At 60.4% G+C, this 26,979-nt stretch carries 27 protein-coding genes; 14 read left to right on the forward strand and 13 right to left on the reverse strand.

The features are described from left to right. Window positions 1-9 precede the first annotated feature (9 nt). Window positions 10-645 carry a hypothetical protein gene (locus QD409_RS15980; protein ID WP_092844886.1) on the forward strand — a complete coding sequence of 212 codons (636 nt, stop codon included), beginning with the start codon at window positions 10-12 and terminating at the stop codon, window positions 643-645. Between the two features lie 69 nt (window positions 646-714). Here the strand turns inward: QD409_RS15980 and QD409_RS15985 are convergent, their stop codons facing one another. From QD409_RS15985 to QD409_RS15995, 3 genes are all read right to left on the reverse strand, one after another. Further along, window positions 715-1,215 carry a GNAT family N-acetyltransferase gene (locus QD409_RS15985; protein ID WP_092844884.1) on the reverse strand — a complete coding sequence of 167 codons (501 nt, stop codon included), beginning with the start codon at window positions 1,213-1,215 and terminating at the stop codon, window positions 715-717. A 3-nt stretch (window positions 1,216-1,218) separates the two neighbouring features. Continuing rightward, on the reverse strand, window positions 1,219-2,724 hold the full coding sequence (gene gatB, locus QD409_RS15990) for an Asp-tRNA(Asn)/Glu-tRNA(Gln) amidotransferase subunit GatB (RefSeq protein WP_430763072.1): 1,506 nt from the start codon (window positions 2,722-2,724) through the stop codon (window positions 1,219-1,221). Window positions 2,725-2,812: 88 nt separating this feature from the next. After that, window positions 2,813-3,322, reverse strand: a complete 510-nt coding sequence (locus QD409_RS15995; protein ID WP_430763073.1) for a GNAT family N-acetyltransferase — start codon at window positions 3,320-3,322, stop codon at window positions 2,813-2,815. A 304-nt stretch (window positions 3,323-3,626) separates the two neighbouring features. Between QD409_RS15995 and QD409_RS16000 the strand changes: the two genes are divergently transcribed. Continuing rightward, window positions 3,627-3,884 carry a YjhX family toxin gene (locus QD409_RS16000; RefSeq protein WP_430763074.1) on the forward strand — a complete coding sequence of 86 codons (258 nt, stop codon included), beginning with the start codon at window positions 3,627-3,629 and terminating at the stop codon, window positions 3,882-3,884. Between the two features lie 136 nt (window positions 3,885-4,020). Here the strand turns inward: QD409_RS16000 and gatA are convergent, their stop codons facing one another. The 3 genes from gatA to QD409_RS16015 form a co-directional block, all read right to left on the reverse strand. Continuing rightward, the gene (gatA, locus tag QD409_RS16005) at window positions 4,021-5,502 is read right to left on the reverse strand and encodes an Asp-tRNA(Asn)/Glu-tRNA(Gln) amidotransferase subunit GatA (RefSeq protein WP_430763075.1); all 1,482 of its coding nucleotides are present in this window, start codon (window positions 5,500-5,502) and stop codon (window positions 4,021-4,023) included. Between the two features lie 59 nt (window positions 5,503-5,561). Continuing rightward, window positions 5,562-5,849: an Asp-tRNA(Asn)/Glu-tRNA(Gln) amidotransferase subunit GatC gene (gatC, locus tag QD409_RS16010; protein ID WP_368513087.1), complete on the reverse strand. Its 288-nt coding sequence runs from the start codon at window positions 5,847-5,849 to the stop codon at window positions 5,562-5,564. A 67-nt stretch (window positions 5,850-5,916) separates the two neighbouring features. Further along, window positions 5,917-6,627, reverse strand: a complete 711-nt coding sequence (locus QD409_RS16015) for a metal-dependent hydrolase (protein ID WP_430763076.1) — start codon at window positions 6,625-6,627, stop codon at window positions 5,917-5,919. Window positions 6,628-6,744: 117 nt separating this feature from the next. Here QD409_RS16015 and ruvX point away from each other — a divergent pair, with 117 nt between their 5' ends. Beyond that, window positions 6,745-7,239, forward strand: coding sequence for a Holliday junction resolvase RuvX (gene ruvX, locus QD409_RS16020; protein ID WP_092844874.1), 495 nt, complete (start codon window positions 6,745-6,747; stop codon window positions 7,237-7,239). Here ruvX and QD409_RS16025 read toward each other — a convergent pair. The 4 genes from QD409_RS16025 to QD409_RS16040 form a co-directional block, all read right to left on the reverse strand. Next, entirely contained in the window at window positions 7,176-7,508 is a 333-nt protein-coding gene (locus QD409_RS16025) for a DUF6105 family protein (RefSeq protein ID WP_092844872.1), read from the reverse strand. The genes ruvX and QD409_RS16025 overlap by 64 nt on opposite strands. A 412-nt stretch (window positions 7,509-7,920) precedes the next feature. Further along, window positions 7,921-8,577 carry a TetR/AcrR family transcriptional regulator gene (locus tag QD409_RS16030; RefSeq protein WP_430763077.1) on the reverse strand — a complete coding sequence of 219 codons (657 nt, stop codon included), beginning with the start codon at window positions 8,575-8,577 and terminating at the stop codon, window positions 7,921-7,923. Between the two features lie 104 nt (window positions 8,578-8,681). Continuing rightward, window positions 8,682-9,299 carry a GNAT family N-acetyltransferase gene (locus QD409_RS16035; RefSeq protein ID WP_430763078.1) on the reverse strand — a complete coding sequence of 206 codons (618 nt, stop codon included), beginning with the start codon at window positions 9,297-9,299 and terminating at the stop codon, window positions 8,682-8,684. Between the two features lie 2 nt (window positions 9,300-9,301). After that, a complete protein-coding gene (locus tag QD409_RS16040; protein ID WP_430763079.1) occupies window positions 9,302-10,960 on the reverse strand; it encodes an acyl-CoA dehydrogenase family protein in 1,659 nt (552 codons plus the stop codon). A gap of 185 nt (window positions 10,961-11,145) precedes the next feature. Between QD409_RS16040 and QD409_RS16045 the strand changes: the two genes are divergently transcribed. The 9 genes from QD409_RS16045 (at window position 11,146) to rpmG (ending at window position 22,654) form a co-directional block, all read left to right on the forward strand. Then, window positions 11,146-12,102: an aspartate carbamoyltransferase catalytic subunit gene (locus QD409_RS16045; RefSeq protein WP_430763080.1), complete on the forward strand. Its 957-nt coding sequence runs from the start codon at window positions 11,146-11,148 to the stop codon at window positions 12,100-12,102. Further along, window positions 12,099-13,388, forward strand: a complete 1,290-nt coding sequence (locus QD409_RS16050; protein WP_430763081.1) for a dihydroorotase — start codon at window positions 12,099-12,101, stop codon at window positions 13,386-13,388. Before QD409_RS16045 ends, QD409_RS16050 begins: the two co-directional genes overlap by 4 nt. Window positions 13,389-13,421: 33 nt before the next feature. After that, window positions 13,422-14,039, forward strand: a complete 618-nt coding sequence (plsY, locus tag QD409_RS16055; protein WP_430763082.1) for a glycerol-3-phosphate 1-O-acyltransferase PlsY — start codon at window positions 13,422-13,424, stop codon at window positions 14,037-14,039. After that, on the forward strand, window positions 14,039-15,187 hold the full coding sequence (dprA, locus tag QD409_RS16060) for a DNA-processing protein DprA (protein ID WP_430763083.1): 1,149 nt from the start codon (window positions 14,039-14,041) through the stop codon (window positions 15,185-15,187). Before plsY ends, dprA begins: the two co-directional genes overlap by 1 nt. A gap of 175 nt (window positions 15,188-15,362) precedes the next feature. Next, window positions 15,363-18,038 (forward strand): type I DNA topoisomerase, encoded by a 2,676-nt coding sequence (gene topA, locus QD409_RS16065; RefSeq protein WP_092845261.1) that lies wholly within the window; start codon window positions 15,363-15,365, stop codon window positions 18,036-18,038. Continuing rightward, entirely contained in the window at window positions 18,035-20,413 is a 2,379-nt protein-coding gene (rnr, locus tag QD409_RS16070; RefSeq protein WP_430763084.1) for a ribonuclease R, read from the forward strand. The genes topA and rnr overlap by 4 nt, the downstream gene beginning before the upstream one ends. A 32-nt stretch (window positions 20,414-20,445) precedes the next feature. Continuing rightward, entirely contained in the window at window positions 20,446-20,901 is a 456-nt protein-coding gene (locus QD409_RS16075) for a DUF983 domain-containing protein (RefSeq protein WP_092844856.1), read from the forward strand. A 304-nt stretch (window positions 20,902-21,205) separates the two neighbouring features. Further along, window positions 21,206-22,390 (forward strand): MFS transporter, encoded by a 1,185-nt coding sequence (locus tag QD409_RS16080; protein WP_092845259.1) that lies wholly within the window; start codon window positions 21,206-21,208, stop codon window positions 22,388-22,390. 96 nt (window positions 22,391-22,486) lie between these two features. After that, entirely contained in the window at window positions 22,487-22,654 is a 168-nt protein-coding gene (gene rpmG, locus QD409_RS16085) for a 50S ribosomal protein L33 (RefSeq protein ID WP_003547442.1), read from the forward strand. A gap of 814 nt (window positions 22,655-23,468) precedes the next feature. Here the strand turns inward: rpmG and QD409_RS16090 are convergent. Together QD409_RS16090 and QD409_RS16095 are read right to left on the reverse strand one after the other, a co-directional pair. Continuing rightward, window positions 23,469-24,842, reverse strand: coding sequence for a PleD family two-component system response regulator (locus QD409_RS16090; protein ID WP_092845257.1), 1,374 nt, complete (start codon window positions 24,840-24,842; stop codon window positions 23,469-23,471). Window positions 24,843-24,858: 16 nt separating this feature from the next. Further along, entirely contained in the window at window positions 24,859-25,230 is a 372-nt protein-coding gene (locus tag QD409_RS16095; RefSeq protein ID WP_028754034.1) for a response regulator, read from the reverse strand. Window positions 25,231-25,361: 131 nt separating this feature from the next. On the opposite strand from QD409_RS16095, the gene QD409_RS16100 reads away from it, so the two are divergent. Continuing rightward, the gene (locus QD409_RS16100; protein ID WP_092844854.1) at window positions 25,362-25,670 is read left to right on the forward strand and encodes a DUF3572 domain-containing protein; all 309 of its coding nucleotides are present in this window, start codon (window positions 25,362-25,364) and stop codon (window positions 25,668-25,670) included. Between the two features lie 2 nt (window positions 25,671-25,672). Continuing rightward, the gene (locus tag QD409_RS16105) at window positions 25,673-26,320 is read left to right on the forward strand and encodes a hypothetical protein (protein WP_430763085.1); all 648 of its coding nucleotides are present in this window, start codon (window positions 25,673-25,675) and stop codon (window positions 26,318-26,320) included. Window positions 26,321-26,335: 15 nt separating this feature from the next. Here the strand turns inward: QD409_RS16105 and QD409_RS16110 are convergent, their stop codons facing one another. Further along, a complete protein-coding gene (locus QD409_RS16110; protein WP_430763086.1) occupies window positions 26,336-26,914 on the reverse strand; it encodes a GNAT family N-acetyltransferase in 579 nt (192 codons plus the stop codon). Window positions 26,915-26,979 lie beyond the last annotated feature (65 nt).

A 26,979-nucleotide genomic window follows, 5' to 3' on the forward strand; every position in this document is an offset into this window, starting at 1 on the left:
AAAGCAATCATGTCGACCAGCGAAACGTATAGGATCGAATACGCCAATTCTGCGTTGGGATCCGAGGCAGCAGCGTATATATTTTTTACGGTAGTGCTTGTTTTTATAGCCTTTCTTTCAAGAAGTAACATCATCACAAGCATCGCGTGGATATCACTTGCGCTGATGACCGCGTACGTCGCTGTCATGGCATTGCTTAAGCTTATTTTTCAGGGGCGAAAGGCAATTTTGATCATATCGCCGGAAGGCATAAAGGATGCGCGATTGGGATCAGACTTTATCCCTTGGGACGATATCGAGAAAATTGACGTCCCTGCACCCCGCCGAAGCCTGGGCATGATGTTGGGCATCATACTTCTGGGCCTTTGCTTGCTTGTCATTGCGATAATCCTATCCGAAGGTGCGCTTTTCTCTGCCGATACGCTAGATTGGAGCCGGCCAGACCACCATGTTTGGCTGCTGTTGGCTCCAGGGCGGCGCATTACAGGGCAGCTACGTGGCGCAAAGCGTAGTATCCGCCAAGTGGCTGGGGATATGCAGCACGTTGGTATCGCGGTTTCGGATCTGACCTACGAAAAGCCAGGGCTTCTCGAGTTGATAGTCAAATTCCATGCACGCTATAAAAAAGTAGAGAAAACCGAATAGGTGGCCTAGCCAGCAAAGCCGCGCTAGTGACCCAAAAGACCGGCAACGCAGCTAAAAGCCTGCCGGCCACTACGTAGCCAATGGCTTTTCGAATATCAGCGTCGGCATGCCCGACTGCCCCTGCCCGCTGTTGTCCGCGTGGCCGACTTCGACAAAGCCATGCGCTTTGTAGAAGGAGATCGCGGGCTCGTTTTGCGGATCGACTTCCAGACGCATGATTTCCGCATCCGGGAAGCAGGTTTCCAGCTCGGCGAAAATATCGCGGCCGATGCCCTGGCGCTGGTAGCGCGGGCCGACATAGAGCATGTACAGCATGACGGTCTTGGCCATCTCTTTGGACATGGCGGCATAGCCCATGCCGCCGATCGTCCTGCCGTCATCCGCGACCAGGAATTCGGAGTTCTTGTTCGCCAACCGCGCCTTCAGCGAAGCAGGCGAATGCCAGGAGGCATGCAACTCGCTAACTTTGTCGCGACCGTAAATATGGTCGTAGGTCGTATGCCAAGTCTCGCCGAGCAGAGAGCGGACCTTTTCCAGATCCTGCTCGCTGGCGGTGCGCACGAAGAACACCGATTATTCCTCTTCGATGCCGAGCTTGGCCTTAACCAGCGCCTGCACGGCCTGCGGATTGGCCTTGCCGCCCGTCGACTTCATCACCTGCCCGACGAACCAGCCGGCAAGCGTCGGCTTCGCTTTGACCTTGGCGACCTGATCCGGGTTGGCGGCTATGATCTCGTCGACTGCCTTTTCGATGGCACCGGTGTCGGTGACCTGCTTCATGCCGCGCGATTCAACGATCTCGGCGGGATCGCCGCCCTCGTTGAGTACGATTTCGAACAGATCCTTGGCGATCTTGCCGGAGATGGTTTCGGCCTTGATGAGATCGATGATCGCGCCGAGCTGGGCGGGCGAAACCGGAGTCTCTTCAATGCCTTTGCCTGACTTGTTCAAGGCGCCAAGCAGGTCGTTGATGACCCAGTTGGCAGCCATCTTGCCGTCACGGCCAGCGGCAACGGCTTCGAAATAATCGGCGATCGCCTTTTCCGAGACGAGCACGGAGGCGTCGTAGATCGACAGGCCGAGTTCGCGGACGAAGCGCTCCTTCTTGTCGTCGGGCAGCTCCGGCAGATGCGCTTCGAGCGCCCTGACAAAGGCATCGTCGAATTCGAGCGGCAGCAGATCCGGATCGGGGAAATAGCGGTAGTCATGCGCATCTTCCTTGGTGCGCAGGGAGCGGGTCTCGCCCTTGTTCGGATCGAACAGGCGGGTTTCCTGATCGATCTTGCCGCCGTCTTCCAGAATGCCGATCTGACGGCGCGCTTCATATTCGATCGCCTGGCCGATGAAGCGGATGGAGTTGACGTTCTTGATTTCGCAGCGCGTGCCGAATTCGCCGCCTGGACGGCGCACGGAGACGTTGACGTCGGCGCGCATCGAGCCTTCGTCCATGTTGCCGTCGCAGGTGCCGAGATAGCGCACGATCGAGCGCAGCTTCGTCATATAGGCCTTCGCCTCGTCCGACGAGCGGATGTCCGGCTTGGAGACGATTTCCATCAGCGCCACACCGGAGCGGTTGAGATCGACATAGGACATGGTGGCGTGCTGGTCGTGCATCGACTTGCCTGCATCCTGCTCCAGATGCAGGCGCTCGATGCCGATCTCGATATCCTCGAACTGGCCTTGGCGATCGGGGCCGAGCGAAATGACGATCTTGCCCTCGCCGACGATCGGATCCTTGAACTGCGAGATCTGATAGCCCTGCGGCAGGTCGGGATAGAAATAGTTCTTGCGGTCGAAGATCGAACGATTGTTGACCTTAGCCTTCAGGCCGAGACCCGTGCGCACGGCCTGCTTGACGCACTCCTCATTGATGACGGGCAGCATGCCGGGCATGGCGGCATCGACGAGCGAGACATTGGAATTCTGAGGATTGCCGAACTCCGTCGATGCGCCGGAGAAGAGCTTGGAGTTGCTCAACACCTGGGCGTGGACTTCCATCCCGATAACGACTTCCCAGTCACCGGTGGCACCGGGAATGAAGCGTTTCGGATCTGGCGTACGGACGTCGACAATGGTCATGGGAAGCTCTTGTATGATGCTGTTTTCTGCTTTGGTGAGGTAGAGCAATTGGCGAGGCGGCGCAAGGCTTTCGGCATCCGCGGATGCGCTATATGCCCGGTCCGTAAGCGCCATCGCTCTCATCGATCAACGATTTGGAAAGCCCGACGGTCGGCACATCACCGTCAAGCTTTGGGGAATAGACGATCGACAACCAGTGGATTTCAAAGCCGCGCGCCTTGAAGAAGGCGATGGCATCCGTGTTTCCCGCATGGCTCTGTAGCGAAATCTTTTCCAGCCCCTGCTCGCGCACATCCTGCTCGATGCGCTCCAGAAGCGCTGAGCCGAGGCCTCGCCTCGCGAAATCCGGATCGATCCAGAAATCCGAGATCGCCTCGTCCAGCGCTTCGCGCGCGGCCCACCCGACCGCCTCGCCGTTTAGCTCGATGACCGTGATCGTCAGCCAGAGATTGCGGGTAAAATTCGAAAAGGCCTCGCTTGCGCTTTCCAGCAGCTCGCCCATCCCACCGATCGCGCCCATCGCCTTCTGCCAGGAGCGCAGGCCGATACTTGCCAGCACCTTGGTTTCGCCTTCATGGGCATTGCGAATATGGATCATCGGTCCCCCGTCATTTGTGAGCAGTAAAGCACCGGCCAGAGGCTTTTGCCAGCGGCGAGATTCGCCGTCCTGTTTGACGGCAGGAAGCACCTCGGGTGAGTTGAGCTTGACTGCGAAACACAACCTGCTTTAGACAGGGCGCGTCAATGGAGTTTTGATGTCTAACTTTGGTCAATCCCGGTAAAGGCCCGCTCGCAAGTCTTCTTGCGTGCCGGGCCTGAAAAAAACGAAGCCCCGACTTCCCTTGAGGGAAGCTTCGGATCGTTTTTGCGCGCCTTTTGGCGCTATACGGATTCTGACAACAATGGACATCTCTCGCGCAGAACAGCGCATCCTGCACCTGCTCGCCCAGGGCGGGCGCATTGAAACCGAACGCAGCGAAAATAAGAAGATCGAAACCGTCTACTGCTTCACGCGCGACGGCTGGCTCTACCCCGATTTCGGCATCGACCTCTTCCGCAGGCTGAAACGCCTCAAGGCCATCAAATCCACCGACGGCCATCCCTACCGCATCAGCGACAAGGGGCTGCGGCTGGTGAGAGCGCAATTGAATAATAGATAGCAATCGGTCGCGGCGGCTTCTGCCGCCGCGATACGCCGTTAGCGTAAAATCAAACCAACGTTTTCCCGAGATGAACCTTTTCGACTGGCAAAAGCGCCATGGTCGGCCGCATTCATCGCTCGGATCGTTAGACCCGTTACCACCACTTCGCTGGCGTGAACTTGCCGGCCGCCTGTTCGATGACGTGGGCGGTCTTGAACAGGGTCTCTTCTTCGAACGGCTTGCCGATGAGCTGCAGGCCGAGCGGCAGGCCCTTTGAGTCGAGGCCGGCGGGGACGGCGATGCCCGGAAGACCGGCCATGTTGACCGTCACCGTGAAGATGTCGTTGAGATACATCTTCACCGGATCGGAAGCGAGGTCCTCGTCGGCGACGCCGAAGGCGGAGGACGGCGTGGCGGGCGTCAGGATCGCGTCGACGCCGGCGTTGAAGGCAAGCTCGAAGTCGCGCTTGATCAGCGTACGGACCTTCTGGGCGCGCAGATAGTAAGCGTCGTAATAGCCGGCAGACAGAACATAGGTGCCGATCATGATACGGCGCTTCACTTCCTGGCCGAAGCCCGCGGCGCGCGTCTTCTCGTACATGTCGACGATATCCTTGCCGTCGACGCGCAGGCCGTAGCGGACGCCGTCGTAGCGGGCGAGGTTCGAGGATGCCTCGGCAGGCGCGACGATGTAATAGGCCGGCAGCGCATATTTGGTGTGCGGCAGGGAGATGTTGACGATCTCGGCGCCGGCATCCTTCAGCCAGGCGATGCCCTGCTGCCAGAGCGTTTCGATCTCTTCCGGCATGCCGTCAACACGATATTCGTTGGGAATGCCGATCTTCATGCCCTTCAACGACTGGCCGAGCGAGGCTTCGTAATCCGGCACGGGCAGGTCGACAGAGGTCGTGTCCTTCGCATCAATGCTTGCCATCGACTTCAGGAGAATGGCGGCATCGCGCACGTCGCGGGCGATCGGGCCGGCCTGGTCGAGCGACGAGGCGAAGGCGACGATGCCCCAGCGCGAGCAACGGCCATAGGTGGGCTTGATGCCGACGGTACCGGTGAAGGCAGCCGGCTGACGAATGGAGCCGCCGGTGTCGGTCGCGGTGGCGCCGGCGCAGAGATGGGCTGCAACGGCAGCGGCCGAACCGCCGGAGGAGCCGCCCGGAACGAGCTGCTGGTTGGAGCCCTCGGCACGCCAGGGGTTGATCACCGGGCCGTAGTAAGAGGTCTCGTTGGAAGAGCCCATGGCAAATTCGTCCATGTTGAGCTTGCCCAGCATGACGGCGCCGTCGTTCCAGAGGTTCTGCGTGACAGTCGATTCATAGCGCGGCTTGAAGCCGTCCAGGATGTGGCTGCAGGCCTGCGTATGAATGCCTTCCGTGCCGAACAGGTCCTTGATGCCGAGCGGAATGCCTTCCAACGCACCGGCTTTGCCTTCCGCAAGGCGGGCGTCCGACACCTTGGCCATTGCAAGCGCCTTTTGCGGCGTCACCTTCACATAGGCATTGATCTGACCGTTGGCCGCCTCGATCGCTGAGATATAGGCTTCAGTCAGTTCGGTGGCGGTAATCTGCTTGGCGCGCAGCTTGTCGCGGGCTTCGGCAATGGTCAGGCTGGTCAGTTCGCTCATTTTGTTTCGCTTCAGATCTGGAATTGGGCAACGGGTCGGAACAGGCTCGAAGAGAGCCGTTATTCGACGACTTTGGGCACCAGGAAGAAATTCTGATCGGTATTCGGCGCATTGGCGACGATGTCGGCGGCCTTACTGCCGTCGGTCACCTCATCGGTGCGCTTCTTCATCGCCATCGGGGTTACCGAGGTCATGGCCTCGACGCCATCGACATTCACTTCGGAGAGCTGCTCGACAAAGCCCAGAATGCCGTTCAGCTCACCCATCATCCGCTGCGCTTCGTCTTCATTGACGGCGATACGGGCAAGATGGGCGACGCGTTTGACGGTGGCGAGATCGACGGACATGGCATTCTCCGGATAGGATTTTTCCTATCGCTATAAAGACCATGTCCGCCATACGCAACGGGTATCGTTAAGCAGAAACACTCTCGCCAGCCTTCGGCGCCGCAACCGCGGTCTTGGAACCTTCCAGCCCGGCGATGAACTTTTCCGGGGTCTGATCGATGATCGGGAAAGTGCCGTAGTGACAAGGAATCGCGGTCTTGAAGTTGAAGAAGCGCTGGCAGGCGAGCGCGGCCACTGCACCGCCCATGGTGAAGCGGTCGCCGATCGGCACGATGCCGATATCGGGCTGATGCAGTTCGTTAACGAGGCCCATATCCGAGAAGATGTCGGTATCGCCCATATGAAACAGCGTCGGCTCGTCGTCGAAATGCAACATCAGGCCGTTCGGATTGCCGAGCGCGTGGGAAACGCCATCCTCGGTGATCTGAGCAGAGGAATGCAGGGCATTGGTGAAGGTGGCCGAGAAGCTGCCGAGACCGACGGTGCCGCCTGTATTGCCCATTTCCAGCTTCTCCACGCCCTTGATGCCGAGCCAGGATGCGAGATCGGCATTGGCGAGCACGACGGCGCCCGTATCCTTGGCGATCTGGACCGTGTCGCCGACATGGTCGGCATGGCCGTGCGTCAGCAGGATATGGGACACGCCTTCGACCGCCTCCTTCATATTGAGGCCGGCAGCGGCAAAGGAAGGATTATAGGTGAAGAAAGGATCGATGAGTATTTTCGCCTTGGCCGTTTCGATACGAAAGGCGGCATGGCCGAGCCAGGTGATCTTCATTGGATTGCTCCTTAAGACTTGATTTGAAATACAGTGCTGGTGTCTAGGAAATATCCCAAACCACCGCAAAGAAAAGCGGCCTTGGCTTCAATTTGTTTTGACAGGAGCATGACCCCGATGACGACGCTGACCATCGAAGACCTAGCCGTGATGCTCCTGCCCGGTCAGGCCGTCGCCGGCCTCGATCTCGGCACCAAGACGATCGGCCTTGCCATGTCCGATCTCGGGCGGCGCTTTGCGACGCCACGCCCCGTCATCAAGCGAGTGAAGTTCACGCAGGACGCCGAAACATTGCTTGCCTTCGCCGAGAAGGAAAAGGTCGCGGCCTTCGTCATAGGGCTTCCGATCAATATGGATGGCTCAGCCGGGCCGCGCGTGCAGGCAACGCGCGCCTTCGTGCGCAGCATGTCGGAAAAGACCGCCCTGCCCTTCGTTTTCTGGGACGAGCGGCTTTCGACCGTTGCGGCCGAACGGGCGCTGCTGGAAATGGACGTGTCGCGTGCCAAGCGCGCCGAGCGCATCGACTCGGCGGCGGCGAGCTTCATTCTTCAGGGGGCGTTGGACAGGCTGTCGGCACTCGGAAGGGCAACCTTGTCCGATCTCGACGCCTGACGGCGGCACCACCATTCGATGATGGCAGCGCGGCGGCGAAAGCCGTAGATCGCGAAGACCAATACGCTGTCGAAAGCGATGGCGCGGGCGACCAGCGGCGGAATGGTTTCCGGCGGAATGCCAAGGATTTTGCCGTAGATCTCGAACACCAGATCGTGCATCTGCCGCGTCAGCATGAAGATGCCGAAGCTCATGTCGTAGTACGACAGATAATACCATGCCCCGAGGAACGAGACCGGGGCGGCCCAGCAAATCAACAACCACTTCATGCGGTACCTCTCCGACGCGGATATTGCGTCGTGCCAGCCGAAAGGACGAGCCAGTTCGACAGCGCCATGGCGCTCAACACCATTGCGGGCAGCGTTATATCTAGTGCGAGTACGGCGAAGAACATCATCGCCGTAACGAGAAACACTAATTTTGCGGGTTTCGACCCCATGGCTGCACGCTTGATGGTTAACTAATCGTCTCCTAACACTGACGAGTTAACCGTTGCCGCGCAACGTAAACCATTTGTTAAGGTTAACGGCGGAGCGGGTTTGTGGATATCCCTCGCCTAGAGTCGGATGATTTTAGGTCTGTTCGACCTAAAATCTGAATCCGCTCTAGAATCAAATAAGTAGAGCATGATGTCATCCGAAAACCGCTAACACTTTTCGGCATCATGCTCGAGGGTCGGCATCAGCCGTAGACGCCGCGCACGATCCGCTTCAAAGCGGTTGCCGCCTTCTCCCAGTCCCTGTTGTTTTTCAAGGCAAGCCCGGCACACTGGTCGCTGACGGCCGACGCCAGCACGATGTGCTGGATGGCCGCAAAGATCATGGCATTGACCGCCTGAGCATCGACGCCCTTGGGCGGCACCAGCGAGCCGCGCATACGCTCGATCCAGCCGGCGAGCGCCTTGGAGCGCGCTTCCGACAGGCGGCGGACCTGTTCGCTGCTTTCGGACACTTCCCAGGCGACGATGCGGCGCATCAAGGGGTCGGCGCGCAAGGCGTCGAGAAACAGCAGCGAGAGCCGTTCCATCAGATCGCCGTAGGTGAGGAGGAACATGCCGCCGGTATCGTCGGGGATGCGATCCGCCACCCAGCTGCCAAGGTCGGTTCCAATGGCCTCTACCAGGCCATTGAGGCCGCCGTAGTAGCGGTAGATCAGCTGCTTGTCGCAGCCGGCGCCGCGGGCGACCGCATTGATGCCGAAATTCTGGAACCCCTCCTCCGCCAGGAGCCGCTTGGCGGCATCGAGGATGGCCTGCTCGGTTGCGGCGCGGTTGCGCACGCGCTTTTCCACGACAGGCATTTCCAAAGGGGTTTTAACGGCAGTGTTTGCGACGGCCATCGACTCGACTCCAATCTGTCACCGATCGGTGAATAGCAAGCTGCACCAGCCCAAGCAACAAAGCCGCCCCGGTGCGAGCCGATCAAAGCCCGCGAATCCACAGATTAGAGAGATTGACCAAACCATACAGTGGTTTCGGACGCCAGGCCCGGCGGAAGTTCCACGGGGACGAAGCCGCGCGACGACCAGAAGCGGATGCCGCTGTGATTGCTGCTATTGGCGCCGAGATGAATGCCCTTGATGCCGCCGAGCCGGGCATTCTCCATCCAGCGATCCAGCAGTGCAGTACCCACGCCTTTGCCCTGGGCTCGCGGCAGCAGGTTCATATGAATATGTGCGGGGAATTGTTCGATAAGGATCGCCGGCGCCTGCTTCGGATGATGGATCGCCGAGATCCGTTTCTGATCCGCATCCCAAAGGGCCGGATCGCCCTCGGGATCGGCGTAGAGCCCCCGTAGGTGCGGCCACCACTCGCGCTCCAGCCGCTGCTCGAAGGCGATCGTATCGAAGACACCGGCGATGTAGCCGAAGACACCCTCCTCATCCTCGGCAACGAAGACCAGCTCGGGATGAAGTGTGGCGTAGGGCGCGGAATAGATGTGCCCGATCAGGCGGCCGTCGCGATGGAGCGGCGCCGCGTCCTTGCCGGCATCGCCGGTCGAAAGCGAGATGGCGTAGAGCTGGTCGATATCCTCCAGCCGAACGGTTCGAATGGAAACCATGCTTACGTAGCCGGCGGATAAAGAAGATCGACGATATAGCTCGCGTCGAAACGCGCATCGAGCATGCCGTAAGTCGCGCGCCAGCCGCCGGCCAGGCGGGTTTCGATGAAGGCATCGGCGATCTTGCCCGCGCCGAGGCGATAAAGCTCGGCCGCACCGGCTGCGAGCGCCATCTGCTCGACCAGCAGGCGCGCCGCGCCCTCATCCTGCTCGCAAAGCGCCATGGCCGCACGCAGGACTTCGATCGTCTTTTTGCCGGCCGGGCCGAGATCGCGGGCAAGACCGGCAAAGACAGTCTCGAACAGGTCCCTGCCGCGGTTCAAAACGCGGAGCACATCGAGCGCCATGACGTTGCCGGAGCCTTCCCAGATCGCGTTGACGGGAGCCTCGCGATAATGACGGGCAATCGGACGCTCCTCGATGTAGCCGCTGCCGCCGATGCACTCCATGGCTTCGTAGATCAGCGCCGGTGCGATCTTGCAGCACCAATATTTGGCAACCGGCGTCATCACGCGGGCATAGGCGGCGTCTTCGCTGCTGCCGCTCGCCTTATCGAAGGCCTCGGCCAGACGGAAGGCGAGCGCGGTCGCGGCAGCGACGTCGAGCGCCATGTCGGCGAGCACGCGCGTCATGATCGGCTGGTTGACGAGCATCTTGCCGAAGACGCTGCGGCCGCGCGCATGATGCACGGCTTCGGCCAATGAAGCCCGCATGATGCCGGCGGAGGCCAGCGCGCAGTCGAGCCGCGTCAGCGTCACCATATCGAGGATCGTGCGGATGCCGCCATCCGGCGCCCCGAGCAGAAAGCCGAACGTGTCAGTAAACTCGACTTCCGAGGAAGCATTCGAGCGGTTGCCGAGCTTGTCCTTGAGCCTCTGGAAATGCAGGCCGTTGGCCGAGCCGTCCTCCAGCAGCCGCGGCACAAGGAAGCAGCCCATGCCGTCCTTGGTCTGGGCGAGCATGATGAAGGCATCGCTCATCGGCGCCGACATGAACCATTTATGGCCGGAAAGCCGGTAGATGCCCTCGCTCACCTTGTCGGCGGTCGTCCTGTTGGCGCGCACATCGGTGCCGCCCTGCTTCTCCGTCATGCCCATGCCGATGGTGACGGCCGACTTCTGCATGGCAGGCTTGTTGGACGAATCATACTTGCGCGAGAGAATCCTCGGCGCCCAGTCCTTCTGCACGGCCGGCGACGCCATCATCGCAGCCACCGAGGCGCTGGTCATCGTCAGCGGGCAAAGATGGCCGCATTCGAGCTGCGCCGTCAGATAGAAGCGGGCAGCACGCACCTTGTGGGACTGGCCCTTGGCCTCCGGATCGGCCTGCGCATCCCAGATCGAAGAATGCAGGCCCGTCGCCATGGAGCGGCGCATCAGCGCATGCCAGGCCGGATGGAATTCGACGACATCGAGACGTTCGCCGCGCGGACCATGGGTGCGCAGTTGCGGCACGCCCTGGTTTGCCATGCGCGCCAGTTCCTGCGCCTCGTGCGAGGTGACGAAACGACCATGCTGCTCCAGCTCTTCCCGTATCGAACGCGGCAATGCAGAGGTCAGATCGACGATCAGCGGATCGGAACGATAGGCATTGATGCCGGTCCAGAGGCTCGGCTGGTTCAGGTCGGTAAATGGGTCGTCAGTCCTGGTCGGTTGGGTCATGAATCGCTTGTAGAGCAAGAGGGTTGCAAAAGGAAACTGGAAGTTACGTCTCCCAACAGCATAGCTGCTGTAGCGGGATTCGGACGAAATTGCATGGGGAACAAGCAGGGTCTTCGCATGCACGCGCTTGCCCCTTTCGCGCTCCCTCTCTATAGACCCCGTGACGACATTCAGAGGGCAGGTCCATGGTCTTCTTTCCCCACCGCCACCTCATCGGCATCAAAGGCCTCACCGAGCAGGATATCACCTATCTTCTCGACAAGGCGGACGAAGCGGTCAAGATCAGCCGCCAGCGCGAGAAGAAGACGTCGACGCTTCGCGGCCTCACGCAAATCAATCTCTTCTTCGAAGCGTCGACACGCACTCAAGCCTCTTTCGAGCTGGCCGGCAAACGGCTCGGCGCCGATGTGATGAACATGTCGGTCGGCAACTCCTCGGTCAAAAAGGGCGAGACGCTGATCGATACGGCGATGACGCTGAACGCAATGCGGCCAGACGTGCTTGTCATCCGCCATTCGAGCGCCGGTGCCGCGGCGCTGCTGGCGCAGAAGGTCTCCTGCTCCGTGGTCAATGCCGGCGACGGTCAGCATGAGCATCCGACGCAGGCCCTGCTCGACGCGCTGACGATCCGCCGCGCCAAGGGCAAGCTCTCGCGCATCATCGTCGCGATCTGCGGCGACGTCCTGCATTCGCGCGTGGCCCGTTCCAACATTCTACTCCTGAACGCCATGGGCGCGCGCGTCCGTGTCGTGGCGCCCGCCACCCTGCTGCCGGCCGGCATCGCCGACATGGGCGTCGAAGTCTTCCATTCGATGAAGGAAGGACTAAAGGACGCCGACGTCGTGATGATGCTGCGGCTGCAGCGCGAGCGCATGTCCGGTGCCTTCGTGCCCTCGGTGCGCGAATACTATCACTTCTACGGGCTTGACGCGGAAACCCTCAAGGCCGCCAAGGAGGATGCGCTCGTCATGCATCCCGGCCCGATGAACCGCGGGGTGGAAATCGCTTCCGAAGTGGCCGACGGCCCGCAAAGCGTCATCGCCGAACAGGTGGAAATGGGCGTCGCTGTCCGCATGGCCGTGATGGAAACCCTGCTCGTTTCACAGAACCAAGGACCTCGCAGCGAGGGAGCCGGCGCATGAGCAACTCGATCGTCCTCCAGAACGTCCGCGTCATCGATCCCTCCCGCAATCTCGACGAGGTCGGCACGATCGTTGTCGAAAACGGCGTGATCGTTGCATCCGGCAAGGATGCGAAGAACCATGGGGTTCCTAAAGGCGCCACCGTTCGCGATTGCAACGGTCTCGTTGCCATCCCTGGCCTGGTGGACGCGCGCGTGCATGTCGGGGAGCCCGGCGGCGAACATCGCGAAACCATCGCCTCCGCGAGCCGCGCGGCAGCGGCCGGTGGCGTCACCTCCTTCATCATGATGCCGGACACGGATCCCGTCATCGACGATATCGCCCTCGTTGAGTTCGTCAGGAAGACGGCGCGCGATACGGCCGTCGTCAACGTTTACCCGGCCGCAGCCCTCACCAAAGGGCTCGCCGGCGAGGAAATGACCGAGATCGGCCTGCTGCGGGAAGCCGGCGCCGTGGTTTTCACCGACGCGCATTCCAGCGTCCACGATAGCCAGGTCCTGCGCCGTTTGATGACCTATGCGCGGGAATTCGGCGCGGTGATCTCCTGCGAGACGCGCGACAAATATCTCGGCGCAAACGGCGTCATGCACGAAGGCTTGCTCGCAAGCTGGCTCGGGCTCTCAGGCATTCCGAAGGAAGCCGAGCTGATCCCGCTGGAACGCGACCTGCGCATCGCGACGCTGACGCGCAGTCATTATCATGCAGCGATGATTTCGGTGCCGGAATCGGCGGAGGCCATTCGCCTCGCCCGCTCGCGCGGGGCCAAGGTTACCTGCGGTATCTCGATCAACAATCTCGCGCTCAACGAGAACGACATCGGCGAATATCGGACCTTCTTCAAGCTCTATCCGCCGCTGCGCTCCGAGGACGACCGCACGGGCATGATCGAAGCTCTGGCGGACGGCACGATCGACATCATCGTCTCCTCGCATGACCCGCAGGATGTGGATACGAAGCGCCTGCCGTTCGGAGAGGCGGAAGACGGTGCCGTCGGACTCGAGACGCTGCTACCCGCCGCGCTCCGGCTCTATCACAGCGGCCAGGTCAGCCTGATGCGGCTCGTCGATGCGCTCTCGACACGGCCGGCACAGATCTTCGGGCTCGCTGCGGGCACGCTGAAGCCCGGCGCCAAGGCCGATATTGCGCTTGTCGATCTCGACGAGCCTTGGCTTGTCGCAAAAGACATGCTTCTGTCGCGCTCGAAGAATACACCCTTCGAAGATGCGAGAATGAGCGGCAGGGCTGTTGCAACCTATGTTGCCGGCAAGCTGGTTCACAGCCTCTAGCACAGGCCCGGAATTTACGGAGAATAGGACGTGATGGCGGACTTCTGGACTTGGCAGCTTTCCCTACAGACCGCGCTGGCCGCCCTCGTCATCGGCTACCTGCTCGGCTCCATTCCCTTCGGCCTCTTGCTGACCCGCATGGCCGGGTTAGGAGACGTGCGCAACATCGGCTCGGGCAATATCGGCGCGACCAATGTGCTGCGTACCGGCAACAAGGGGCTTGCGGCCGCCACCCTGCTGCTCGACGCCTTCAAGGCCACCGTCGCCGTGTTGATCGTCGCGCATTTCTTCGGCAATGACGCGGCGGTGCTCGCTGGTTTCGCGGCCTTCATCGGTCATATCTTCCCGGTCTGGATCGGCTTCAAGGGTGGCAAGGGCGTCGCGACCTATCTGGGTATCTTGCTTGGTCTGGCGCCGCTGATGGCCTTGATTTTCGCCATCATCTGGCTGGTCATCGCCTTCACCACCCGTTACTCCTCGCTTTCCGCGCTGGTTGCAACTCTTGTCATCCCGGTTGTATTGTGGATATTGGGCGTCGATAAAATCGCCGCCGCCATGGCGCTGATGACCATCATCTCCTGGTACAAGCACAGGGCCAACATCGCCCGGCTCACCACCGGGACGGAAAGCAAGATCGGAGCGAAGGGGTAATGGACACAGGCAGCGCAAGACGGACCGGAGTTGCGCTGACCGAAAGACAAAGGATCGCCTGGCTCAGGCTCATCCGCTCCGACAATGTCGGACCGTCCACCTTTCGCGATCTCATCAATCACTACGGTTCGGCCGAAGCAGCACTTGCCATGCTGCAGGAGCTTTCGCAGAGCGGCGGCTCGACACGGGCCATCCGCATCGCCGATGAACGGGACGCCTTGCGGGAGCTGGAAGCAGCGCATCGCTTTGGCGCACGCTTCGTCGGCATCGGCGAACCGGACTATCCTCCTGCTCTTCGGGAGATCGACGGCGCGCCGCCGCTTCTTGCGGTCAAAGGTAACATGCCCACAGCGACAAGACCGGCCATCGGCATGGTCGGCTCGCGAAACTCTTCGATCAGCGGCGCAAAATTCACCGCCATGATCGCCCGCCTCTGCGGCGAGGCCGGCTATGCCGTGGTCTCGGGCCTCGCGCGCGGCATCGATACGGCTGCCCACCGCGCCAGCCTCGCGACCGGCACGATCGCCGCCATGGCGGGCGGGCTCGACCAGCCCTACCCGCCCGAGAATATCAGCCTGCTGAACGAAATCTGGGACGGCAACGGACTTGCCGTCAGCGAAATGCCCTTCGGCTGGGAGCCGAGGGCTCGCGACTTCCCGCGACGCAACCGCCTGATCGCCGGCATCTCACTCGGCGTCGTGGTCGTCGAGGCGGCAACGCGCTCCGGCTCTCTGATTACGGCGCGGCTTGCCGGCGAATTCGGCAGGCTCGTCTTTGCCGTTCCCGGCTCGCCGCTCGATCCTCGCTGCGAAGGCACGAACGGCCTGCTCAAGGACGGCGCGATGATCGTGACGACGCCGAACGATGTCGTCGAGGCGCTGCGGCCGCTCGCCGAGCCCGATCTCTTCCATCCGCGCCCTCCCGAAGCGCCCGTCGAAAGGCATAAGCCGCTCTCGACACCGCCCGATGATGCGGAGCGCGACCACATCGTCGAGGCGCTCGGGCCGACGCCGGTCGAAATCGACGACATCGCCCGCCATACCGGCCTACCGATATCGGCTGTTCATTCCGTCCTTCTCGAATTGGACATGGCCGGCCGGCTGCATCGCCATCCCGGCGGGCTGGTGTCGATCTCCATGCTGGATTGAAAACTGTGACACGCGTACCAATTCTAAGCATCGCATCGTCACGCCAAGCGCAAAAATCGCCTTCGCCTCTTGACCGCGACGATTTCCCTGTCCATGTCGGAAGGCCGGGAAGACGGAAAAAACCGGTATCTCCCGCGCCTTATACCGGCGCGACCTCATATTCAGAGACTTAATGATGAATGTAGTAGTGGTGGAATCGCCTGCCAAGGCCAAGACAATCAACAAATATCTGGGACCCGGATATAAGGTTCTTGCTTCCTTCGGCCATGTGCGCGACCTGCCCGCCAAAGACGGTTCGGTGCTGCCGGATCAAGATTTCGAAATGCTGTGGGAAGTCGACGGCGCTTCGCAAAAGCGCATGAAGGACATCGCCGACGCGATGAAATCCTCCGACGGCCTGTTCCTCGCGACCGACCCGGATCGCGAGGGTGAAGCTATTTCCTGGCATGTGCTCGACCTGCTCAACAAGAAGCGCGTCATCAACGGCAAGCCGGTGAAGCGCGTCGTCTTCAACGCCATCACCAAGAAGGCCGTGCTCGACGCGATGGCCGACCCGCGCGATATCGACGTGCCGCTGGTCGATGCCTATCTCGCCCGCCGCGCCCTCGACTATCTCGTCGGCTTCAACCTGTCGCCGGTCCTGTGGCGCAAGCTGCCTGGCGCCCGCTCGGCCGGCCGCGTGCAGTCAGTCGCACTTCGTCTCGTCTGCGACCGAGAATCCGAGATCGAGCGCTTCATTTCCGAAGAATACTGGAACCTTTCGGCAATCCTGAAGACGCCGCGCGGCGATGAATTCGAGGCGCGCCTGGTCGCCGCCGACGGCAAGCGCCTGCAGCCGCGCGCAATCGGCAATGGCGAAGAGGCCGGCAAGCTGAAGGCATTGCTCGAAGGCGCCGCCTATGTCGTCGACAGCGTCGAGGCAAAGCCGGTCAAGCGCAATCCGGCACCGCCTTTCACTACGTCCACGCTGCAGCAGGCTGCCTCCTCCAAGCTCGGCTTCTCGGCCTCGCGCACCATGCAGGTCGCGCAGAAGCTCTATGAAGGTGTCGATATCGGCGGCGAGACGGTCGGTCTCATCACCTATATGCGTACGGACGGCGTGCAGATGGCGCCGGAAGCGATCGATGCGGCGCGACACGCCATTGCCGATCAATTCGGCAACCGATACCTACCGGAGAAGGCACGCTTCTACTCGACCAAGGCGAAGAATGCCCAGGAAGCGCACGAAGCCATTCGTCCGACCGATTTCGATCGCACGCCGGACCGCGTCCGCAAGTTCCTCGATGCCGACCAGCTCAGACTCTACGACCTGATCTGGAAGCGCGGCATCGCCAGCCAGATGGCATCGGCCGAGATCGAGCGCACCACCGTCGAAATCCTTGCCGACAATGCCGGCAAGAAGGCAGGCCTGCGCGCCGTCGGCTCCGTCATCCGCTTCGACGGCTTCATCGCCGCCTATACCGACCAGAAGGAAGACGGCGAACAGAGTGACGATGCCGACGACGAAGATGGTCGCCTGCCCGAAATCAATGCTCGCGAAAACCTCGCCAAGCAGAAGATCAACTCGACGCAGCACTTCACCGAGCCGCCGCCGCGCTATTCGGAAGCGTCGCTGATCAAGAAGATGGAAGAACTCGGCATCGGCCGTCCATCGACCTATGCCGCAACGCTCGCGACACTGCGTGACCGCGACTACGTGACGATCGACAAGCGCAAGCTGCTGCCGCAGGCCAAGGGCCGGCTTGTCACCGCCTTTCTCGAAAGCTTCTTCACCAAATACGTCGAATACGACTTCACCGCCGATCTTGAAGAGAAGCTGGACCGCATCTCGGCCGGCGAACTGAACTGGAAGGACGTGCTCCGCGACTTCTGGCGCGATTTCTTCGCCCAGATCGAAGACACCAAGGAACTGCGCGTCACCAACGTGCTCGACGCGCTGAACGAGGCGCTGGCGCCGCTCGTCTTCCCCAAGCGCGAAGACGGCAGCGATCCGCGCATCTGCCAGGTCTGCGGCACGGGCAACCTGTCGCTGAAGCTCGGTAAATACGGCGCCTTCGTCGGCTGCTCGAACTATCCGGAATGCAACTACACTCGCCAGCTTTCTTCCGAAGGCGGCGCTGAAGCCGAATCCAATGGGTTGAACGAGCCGAAGGCGCTCGGTGCCGATCCGGTCACCGGTGAAGAGCTGACGCTGCGTTCGGGCCGCTTCGGACCCTATATCCAGCGAGGTGATGGCAAGGATGCCAAGCGCGCCTCGCTGCCGAAAGGCTGGAAGCCCGAGGATATCGACTACGAAAAGGCGATGGCTTTGATCTCGCTGCCGCGCGACATTGGCAAGCACCCGGAAAGCGGCAAGATGATCTCTTCCGGCATCGGCCGCTATGGACCTTTCCTTCTGCATGACGGCAGCTACGCCAACCTCGAAAGCGTGGAAGACGTCTTCACCGTCGGCCTGAACCGTGCCGTGACGCTGATTGCCGAAAGGCAGAACAAGGCGGCTGGCGGCAGGGCACGCGGCGGCACTCCTGCAGCGCTGAAGGATCTCGGCGAGCATCCGGACGGCGGTGGCTCGATCACGGTCCGCGACGGCAAGTATGGCCCCTATGTCAACTGGGGCAAGGTCAACGCCACCTTGCCGAAGGGTACGGATCCGCAGGCGATCACGGTCGAGGAGGCCTTGGCTCTGATTGCTGCGAAGGCCGGCAAGAGCGGCAGCACCACCAAGAAGGCGCCCGCCAAAGCAAAGACTGCGGCAGCTGGCGCAAAAGCGACGAAAACGACCGCCAAGCCGAAGGCTGCTGCAAAGAAGCCCCCGGCCAAGACGGCAGCGAAAAAGAAGAGTGCAGAGTGAGCAGAGAACCGCGCGGCAGGATTCCATCGTCGGAACGGCGTTCCGGCAAACCCGGCCGCGCCGGTAAGGCAGGTGGCGATGCCGAGCCCATGATGGCTATCGTCCACGGTGTCCTGCCGCCGCGCGAGGTCATTCTGCGCTTCATCGCCGATCATCCGCAGCAGGCCTCCAAACGCGAACTGGCCAAGGCCTTCGGCTTGAAGGGCGAAAGCCGCGTCGCGCTGAAGGAACTGCTGCGCGAACTCGAAGAAGAAGGCATGGTGCAGAAGAGCCGCAAGTCGCTCATCCGCCCCGGCGCGCTGCCGCCGATTGCCGTTCTCGATATCACCACTCGCGAGAAGGATGGCAGTTTGATCGGCCGCCCGGCCGAATGGGCTGACGAAAACGGTGTCGCACCGGCCGTGATGATCAAGCAATCCTCCTCGCCTGCCGGCCGTAACGGCAAGGGCAAGGCGCCGGTCGCCGGCATGGGCGACCGCGTTCTCGCGAAGATCTTCCCGTCGGTGGATCGCGGCGGCCCTGCCTATACGGCCCGCATCATCAAGGTCATCGACAAGCGGCAAGGCGCCTCCATGGGCGTCTTCCGCGAGACGCCCGGCGGTGGCGGCCGACTGATGCCGATCGAACGGCGCGGCGAGGAAATGGTGATCGATCCGGATTATACCGGGGGCGCCAAGGACGGCGATCTGGTCGAAGTCGAAGTGGCACGCCTTGGCCGTTTCGGCCTGCAACGCGCCAAAGTACTGTCTGTCGTCGGTTCGGTCGCCTCTGAAAAGGCGATCTCGATGATCGCCATTCATGCCCACGGCATCCCGCATGTCTTTCCCGCTGCAGTTATTGCGGAGGCCGATGCGGCCAAGCCCGCAACGATGTCCCATCGCGAGGATTGGCGCAGCCTGCCGCTGATAACAATCGATCCGGCCGACGCCAAGGACCATGACGATGCCGTCTATGCCGAAATGGATCCCTCGCCCGACAATCCGGACGGCGTGATCATCACCGTCGCCATCGCCGATGTCTCCTGGTATGTGCGCCCGAACTCGCCGCTCGATCGCGAGGCGCTGAAACGGGGCAATTCGGTCTATTTCCCGGACCGCGTCGTGCCGATGCTGCCCGAGCGCATCTCCAACGATCTCTGCTCGCTGAAGGAAGGCGTCGACCGCCCTGCCCTCGCGGTGCGGATGGTCTTCTCCAAGGAAGGGCGCAAGGCGGGGCACACCTTCCATCGCATCATGATGAAGAGCGCCGCCAAGCTTTCCTACCAGCAGGCACAGGCGGCGATCGACGGCCAGCCCGATGACAAGACGGGGCCGATGCTGGAGCCGATCCTCAAGCCGCTCTGGCACGCCTACAACATTCTGAAGAAGGGCCGCGACCGGCGCCAGCCGCTCGAGCTCGACATGCCCGAGCGCAAGATCCTGCTCAAGCCTGACGGCACGGTCGATCGCGTCTTCGTGCCGCCGCGCCTCGACGCGCACAAGCTCATCGAAGAGATGATGATCCAGGCGAACGTCGCCGCAGCCGAGACTCTTGAGAAGCGGAAACAAGTGCTCGTCTACCGCATCCATGACGGGCCGACGCTCGCCAAGCAGGAGGTGCTGCGCGAATTCCTGGCGACGCTCGGCATGTCGCTCGCCAAGGGCGGCAACGTCCGCGCCAACAGCTTCAACGGCATCCTCGCGAAAGCGGAGGGCACGCCGCATCAGACCATGGTCAACGAGATGGTGCTGCGCTCGCAGAGCCAGGCGATCTACAGCCCCGACAACATCGGGCATTTCGGCCTCAACCTGATGAAATACGCGCACTTCACTTCGCCGATCCGCCGTTATGCGGATCTGATCGTGCATCGCGCGCTCGTCGGCTCGCTCGGCCTCGGCGAAGGCGGCATCACCCCGGACGAAGAGGCATCGCTCGACGATATCGCGGCTGAAATCTCCACCTTCGAGCGCCGCGCCATGGCGGCCGAACGCGAGACCGTGGACCGGCTGATCGCCCATCACCTTGCCGGCCGTGTCGGCGCGGAATTCGAGGCACGCGTTGGCGGCGTCACCAAGTCGGGACTTTTTGTCACCCTGCCCGACTATGGCGCCGATGGTTTCATCCCTATATCTACGCTCGGCACCGATTACTTCATCTACGACGAGGCGCATCAGGCGCTGACCGGCGAGAAGACCGGGCTCGGTTACCGTCTCGGCGACGATGTGACCGTAAAACTGGCAGAAGCCGTGCCGCTTGCCGGGGCGCTGCGCTTCGAAATGCTGAGCGACGGGCGGCCGATGCCGACGGCGGTGCGTTCCTTCCACAAGGCAACTCGCCGCAACAAGACCCCCGCACGCAAAGCGCCGGGGACGAGACCGCCGCGCGGCCGCAGATAAGGGGCGGCTGCCGGCCAGAAGGAAGAGCATTCATGACGGGCAGTCCATCCGATTCCCCCATCCGCTATGGCGGCTCCGATGAAAACGAACGCCCGCTCGGCCGATCGATTTCCCGGGGCATGCTCAATCGCTGTCCGCGCTGCGGTACGGGTAAGCTCTTCGGCGCCTTCCTGAAGCCGGTCGATCATTGTGCCGTGTGCAACGAAGAGATCTTTCATCAGCGTGCAGACGACCTGCCGCCCTACCTCGTGATCTTCGTTCTCGGTCATCTCATCGTTGGCGGCTACATGATGACGGATATGGCCTTCAGCCTGCCAATGTGGGCGCATCTCGCCGTCTGGGCTCCCATTACCGTCATCGCGGCACTTGCCATCATACAACCCATCAAGGGCGGCGTTATCGGCCTGCAATGGGCGTTGCGCATGCATGGCTTCGGCGGCCATGACGACAGCCCGGACGAACGGGACCAAGGAAACAACCGGTCGTGACCATATTGGCCAGCCTGTGTCAACGGTCGCCCAACTGGCCGCGGCCATTTCGTATTGCCGCAGCTTTCTATCGAGAACCGGTATCGATTCGTCGCATATTCGCGATTCGCAAGAATTGCTTTGCCGGCAACGGCTTGACATCAGCGCCATTTCTTGTCTGAACATGCCGGGCGTCGAAAGGATCATTGCGGGAATATGACCGATCTTATGAAAGCCGACCCGTCACCTGAATTTGGCCGAGCCGTGCCTTTCTGTTTCCCACGTCCCGATCGATTCGCCTGCCATGCGCTCCAAGGATCCGTTTATGCTTGAACCGACGAACGACAAGGCCGGCCATGTCGAAGAGATTCACTGGCCTTCGCTCGTCGCAGCCATCGCGTCGGTGTCCGCCGTGGGCATTGCCATCGGCCTGGGCCTGCCGCTTCTCAGCATCATTCTGGAAAAACGCGGCGTACCCTCGAGCCTGATCGGGCTGAACACGGCAATGATGGGCGTAGCTGCCATGCTTGCCGCGATCATTACGACAAAACTCGCGCATCGTTTCGGCGTCGTACAGACGATGATCTGGGCCGTCATACTCTCCGCGCTGAGCTCGCTGGGCTTCTACTACGCGGAAAACCTGCTCCTGTGGTTCCCGCTGCGCATCGTCTTCCACGGATCGACGACGACGCTGTTCATCCTGTCGGAATTCTGGATCAATGCCGCCTCGCCGCCTTCCAAGCGCGGCTTCGTGCTCGGTCTGTATTCCACGGTCTTCTCCCTCGGCTTTGCGGCCGGCCCCCTGCTCTTCTCGCTTGTCGGCAGCGAAGGGCTCATGCCCTTTGTCATCGGCGCCTGCATCATCCTGGCGGCCGCCATTCCGATCTTCATCGCCCGCAATGAAAGCCCGCTCATCGACGAGAAGCCCGAACTGCATTTCGTACGCTATATCTTCCTGGTCCCGACGGCGACGGCTGCGGTTTTCGTGTTCGGCGCCGTCACCGTCGGTGGCGGCTCCCTGTTCACCAGCTACGCGACGCGGTTGGGCTTCAACGAATCACAAGCAGCGCTGCTGCTGACCGTCATGGGCGTCGGCAATTTCGTCTTTCAGATCCCGCTTGGGCTGCTTGCAGACCGTATGCGCGACAAGCGGCCCTTGTTGTCGATCATGGCCATTATCGGCCTTGTGGGCGCGCTGCTGCTGCCGTCTCTCTCCTCGAACTGGATCATTCTCGCCGTCATTCTGCTCTTCTGGGGTGGCTGTGTCTCCGGCATGTACACGGTCGGACTCAGCCATCTGGGCACGCGGCTGACTGGCGCAGACCTTGTGGCGGCCAATGCAGCCTTCGTCTTCTGCTATGCCATCGGCATGGTTCTCGGCCCGCCGACGATCGGCACGGCCATGGATTTGGCTAATCCTAGCGGCTTTGCCTGGGCTGTTGCCTTTTTCTTTGGCCTTTATGTCCTGCTTTCGGGGATACGGCTGCTTTTCATGGGCAACAGGGGTTGACTTTTCGGGCGCGATTTGTAGTTTCGCGCCAGAATTCGCCGTGGACCTCCGCACTGGCCGTCCACGGCGTTCATTTTTATTAAAGGCAGGACGACCATGGCCAAGGCTACCACCATCAAGATCAAGCTGCTGTCGACGGCCGACACCGGTTTCTTCTACGTCACGACGAAGAACAGCCGTACGATGACGGACAAGATGACGAAGACGAAGTACGACCCGGTTGCTAAGAAGCACGTCGAGTTCAAGGAAACGAAGATCAAGTAAGTTTCCTAAACCTAGGGTTTTGAAAAGGCGCTGCCTGCTGGCTAGCGCCTTTTTTGTTTTGCAGCCATTTTCCGGCTCCAAGCTCAGCCGAGCGTTTCCATTCGAGACGCACTACAAAAGAGATTGCCTGGTTGCCTCAAAGAAAAACGCCGCCTTCGAAAAACGAAGAGCGGCGTTTTGAGTTGGGGGCCGGCTAGCATGCAAAACGGCACGAGGAACCGTTATCTCTTGCCTGCCAGCCGACCGACCCCACGACCCAGGAGATGCGGCGGACCTGAGCATCATGGGGTATCTCGAAACCCTTAGGGGCTGTCTCTGTACGAGACTAAATTCGCGCGAAATCGGAAGAAAATCAACAAATTCTTAATGATGAAAAATACCTGTCTGCGCGGATGGTTAAAATTCACATCTTCGGCGGCAGAATTTTCTATAGAATTAACAAATTAAATTTGAAAATATACAAATAATAAAAATGAAACCATCGTATAAATGGCAAATTATAAATACATATACTTAAGAATATTCGCACATACAAGCAAATTTTGACTATTAATCAGCCAATCTTCACGAAGACCATCAAAGTAATGAAAATAAATCTGACTTTTATAACAACTTATACGACATATGTTAAAACAACCTCCACAACAACCAACTGTCACTCTAACAATAAGTAAAACTAAGAGAGTTATTTTTCACGAGACCGAAACTGCTATGGCCAGAATATGAAGTTCAAAAACATTTGGGCCCCGTTCAAAACTTCAGGAATCCCCCCAAATATTCACTGGGAAACTTACCTATAATGGCCCATTTCCGGTCAGGCAGCTGACGCGACAACTCGGTTGCGCCCTGCTCTTTTCGCCTCATAGAGCGCGCGATCGGCCTGCTTCATCAACTGCTCCGGCGACTCCACTGTCTCCAAACGACACGAGATTCCGAACGAGGCGGTAATGTTAAGCGCCACGCCGCTATCCCTCAGCCGCACCGGCATATTTTCTACCGCAGCGCGCAGCCGTTCGGCGACGCCGGCAGCAATATCGGCGGGTGTGTCCGGCATGACAACGACGAACTCTTCGCCGCCGTAGCGACAAGCGAGATCGGCGCCGCGTACGGTGGAGCGGATGCGGGTGGCGAACTCCTTGAGCACTTCGTCACCGGCATCATGGCCATAGGTGTCGTTGACCAGCTTGAAGCGATCGATATCGGCGATGAGGACGGAGAGCGGCCGTGCCCGCGCCAGCGACCGATCGAAAAGGATCTTCAGATGGTTATCCAGATACCGCCTGTTGTTCAGACCGGTGAGCGCATCGGTGACGGCAAGCTCGATGGTGTGCTGCACGCTGGCGCGCAAACGGTCATTATAGCGTTTGCGGCGTATCTGCGTCAGGCAGCGAGCCACCAGCTCGTTCGGATCGAGCGGCCGAACGATGTAATCGTTGACGCCCAGATCGAGAGCGCGAATGATCATCTCATCCGCACCCTGCTCGGTCACCAGCAGAACGGGGAGAAAGCGCGTACGCTCCAGCGAGCGAAGCTGGGAGCAGAGCCGCAGCGGATCGTGGTCGTCGAAATTCGAATTCACGATCACGAGCTCGAATGGCCGCTCCGCCGCTTCGAACAAGGCCGCCTGCGGGTCGGACATGGCGACGACATGGGCAATCGGCTTGAGCGTGCGAATGATTCGTTCCTGCGAATTGGCGCGGCCGTCGACCAGAAGCACCTGCCCGACCTCTTCCGCGCGGCCATCGCCGGCGCGCAGCAGATCGTCGATGCCGAAGTTGCGCGCGGTCTCGTTGCGCATATGCAGTTCATCGCTCAGCGTCTTCAGGCGCAACAAGCTCTTGACGCGTGAGATGAGCTGCAGGTCGTTGACCGGCTTGGTCAGGAAATCGTCGGCACCGGCCTTCAGGCCACGCACACGGTCGGCGGGCTGATCGAGCGCAGTCACCATGACCACGGGTATGTGGGCGGTGCGGGGATCGGATTTCAGGCGCTCGCACACCTCAAAGCCATCCATGCCTGGCATCATGATATCCAGAAGGATCAAATCGACCTGCGTGCTCGCACAGATGTCGAGCGCCTTCAGACCGTCTTCGGCCGTCAGCACTTCGAAATATTCGGCCAGCAGCCGTGCTTCCAGAAGCTTTACGTTGGCGGGGATATCGTCGACTACCAGGATGCGCGCTGTCATCATTCCCTTCCCATCTTCAGGCGTCGCCAAGATAGGTCTTGATCGTCTCGATAAATTTCGGCACGGAAATCGGCTTCGAGACATAGGCTTCACATCCGCCCTGGCGAATGCGTTCCTCGTCGCCCTTCATCGCGAAAGCGGTGACCGCGATCACCGGGATGACGTGCAGATCGTCGTCTTCCTTGAGCCATTTAGTGACTTCCAGGCCGGAAACCTCCGGAAGCTGGATATCCATGAGGATCAGGTCCGGGCGATGCTTGCGCGCGAGATCAAGCGCTTCCATGCCGTTCCGGGTCTGGATCGTCGTATAGCCGGACGCCTCGATCAGATCGCGAAAGAGCTTCATATTGAGCTCATTGTCTTCTACAATCATTACCTGTTTAGGCATGGAGAAATGTCCCTGCATCCGGTATTGCATCCATTCTCTCGAAATATAGGGTCGCGAGGAACCGATTCCACAAATACTTGAATCGCATACTACCGGGATTTGGTTGAAAAATAGGTAACTCACCCTTCAAAATGCAAAGTAACTTCAAGAACCCGAAGAAGAATGCGGCTGAGCCGCAAGAGACAGCCATTGCCGTACTCGGCTGGCTGGCCAATGAACCGGATATGTTCAGCCGCTTTCTGGCGCTTACCGGCGTCGAGCCGGCACAGGTGCGCAACGCGATCAACGAGCCCGCCTTTCTTGCGGGCATGCTGGACTTCCTGATGCACCACGAGCCGACATTGCTGGCCTTCTGCGAAGCAAGCGGCATTCCGCCCGAAGCTGTTGCTGCCGCGTCGGCGCATTTTTCGCCGCCTGGCCTCGCTTCCGGAGAATATTGACGATGGATGCTGCGCTCGAATTCGATACATCGCATATCCGCCTCCAGGATCGGCCTCTGATCGTCTGCGATGTCGATGACGTCGTATTGCATTTCTTTGCGCCTTTCCTGACTTTCCTTGATGGCGAGGGTCATGAATTCCTGCCGCGATCCTTCCGGCTGACCGGCAACATCGTTTCCAAGCTCAATGGAACGGCGCTGGAGGAGAAAGACGTCCATCGGCTGATCGACGCTTTCTTCGAAGCACAAGAGCGGTGGCAGACGCCATTCGATCGGGTTGTCGATACGCTTGGCGATTTCTCCAGGGATGCCGATATCGTTTTCCTCACGGCCATGCCGCCGCAATTCTGGGCTCAGCGGCGGCGCCTTCTGGATCGGCTGGGGCTCGCCTATCCCCTGCTCGCGTCGTTGCAGCCGAAAGGGCCGATCGTACGATCGTTGCATGCAGAACGCGCTTTGCCGGTCGCCTTCGTCGACGACATGGCCCACAATCTGCATTCGGTCAGCGAACATGTTCCGGATTGCCTCCTGATCAATCTGAAGCCGGATTCCATCGTTCATCGCATGGCGCCCTCCGCACCGGCGGGTATCAGCGAAGCCAACGAATGGAGCCAGGCGGCCCCCTTGCTTCGGGCCCATATCATCCGCTGAAACCAGCCGCCCATTTCAGAGGACGAGGCGCATCAATGGCCGCCCGTCCTTGCGCTTGGCGATCTCGGAAAATCCGGCCGCCTCGAATATGCGCAGCGAACCGACATAGAGACCGACCGATTTCGACTGCTTCGTGCGTTCGATCGGGCAGCCCTCGAGCAGGCGCGCGCCGGAAGCCCTGGCGAAATTCACGGCTTCAGAGAGCATGCGATGACTATATCCCCTGCCGCGATCATGCGCATTCATGAAGAAGCAGCTCACGGCCCAGACAGAGCTATCCTCTGCATCGGCTGGATCCAGCGGGCGCGATACCGTTTTCTGCGAGTTCCACTGCGGCAGCTCCGAACGGGGACCGACCTGCACCCATGCGACCGGGCGCTCGCCGATATAGCCGAGAAGGCCGGGCGGCGGTCCGGCGGCGATGCGCTCCTGCATGAAGCGCTTCTTTGCGTCTCCATCCATTGTCCTGCGCTGTGACGTCGGAACCCTGAAATGGGTGCACCAGCAGCCATAACAGGCGCCACTCGGCCCGAAGAGCGCCTCAAAATCGTCCCAGCGATCCGGCGTCAACGATTGCACGTTCAAATTCTCCACGCCTACCTCCCTGTTGCTTTCCAGCTTGAGACTCGCAAAGTTAGAACATAAAGTGGCGATGTTCA

Origin of the sequence: Rhizobium sp. BR 315, assembly GCF_050577975.1 — a bacterium.
Classification (GTDB): domain Bacteria; phylum Pseudomonadota; class Alphaproteobacteria; order Rhizobiales; family Rhizobiaceae; genus Rhizobium; species Rhizobium miluonense.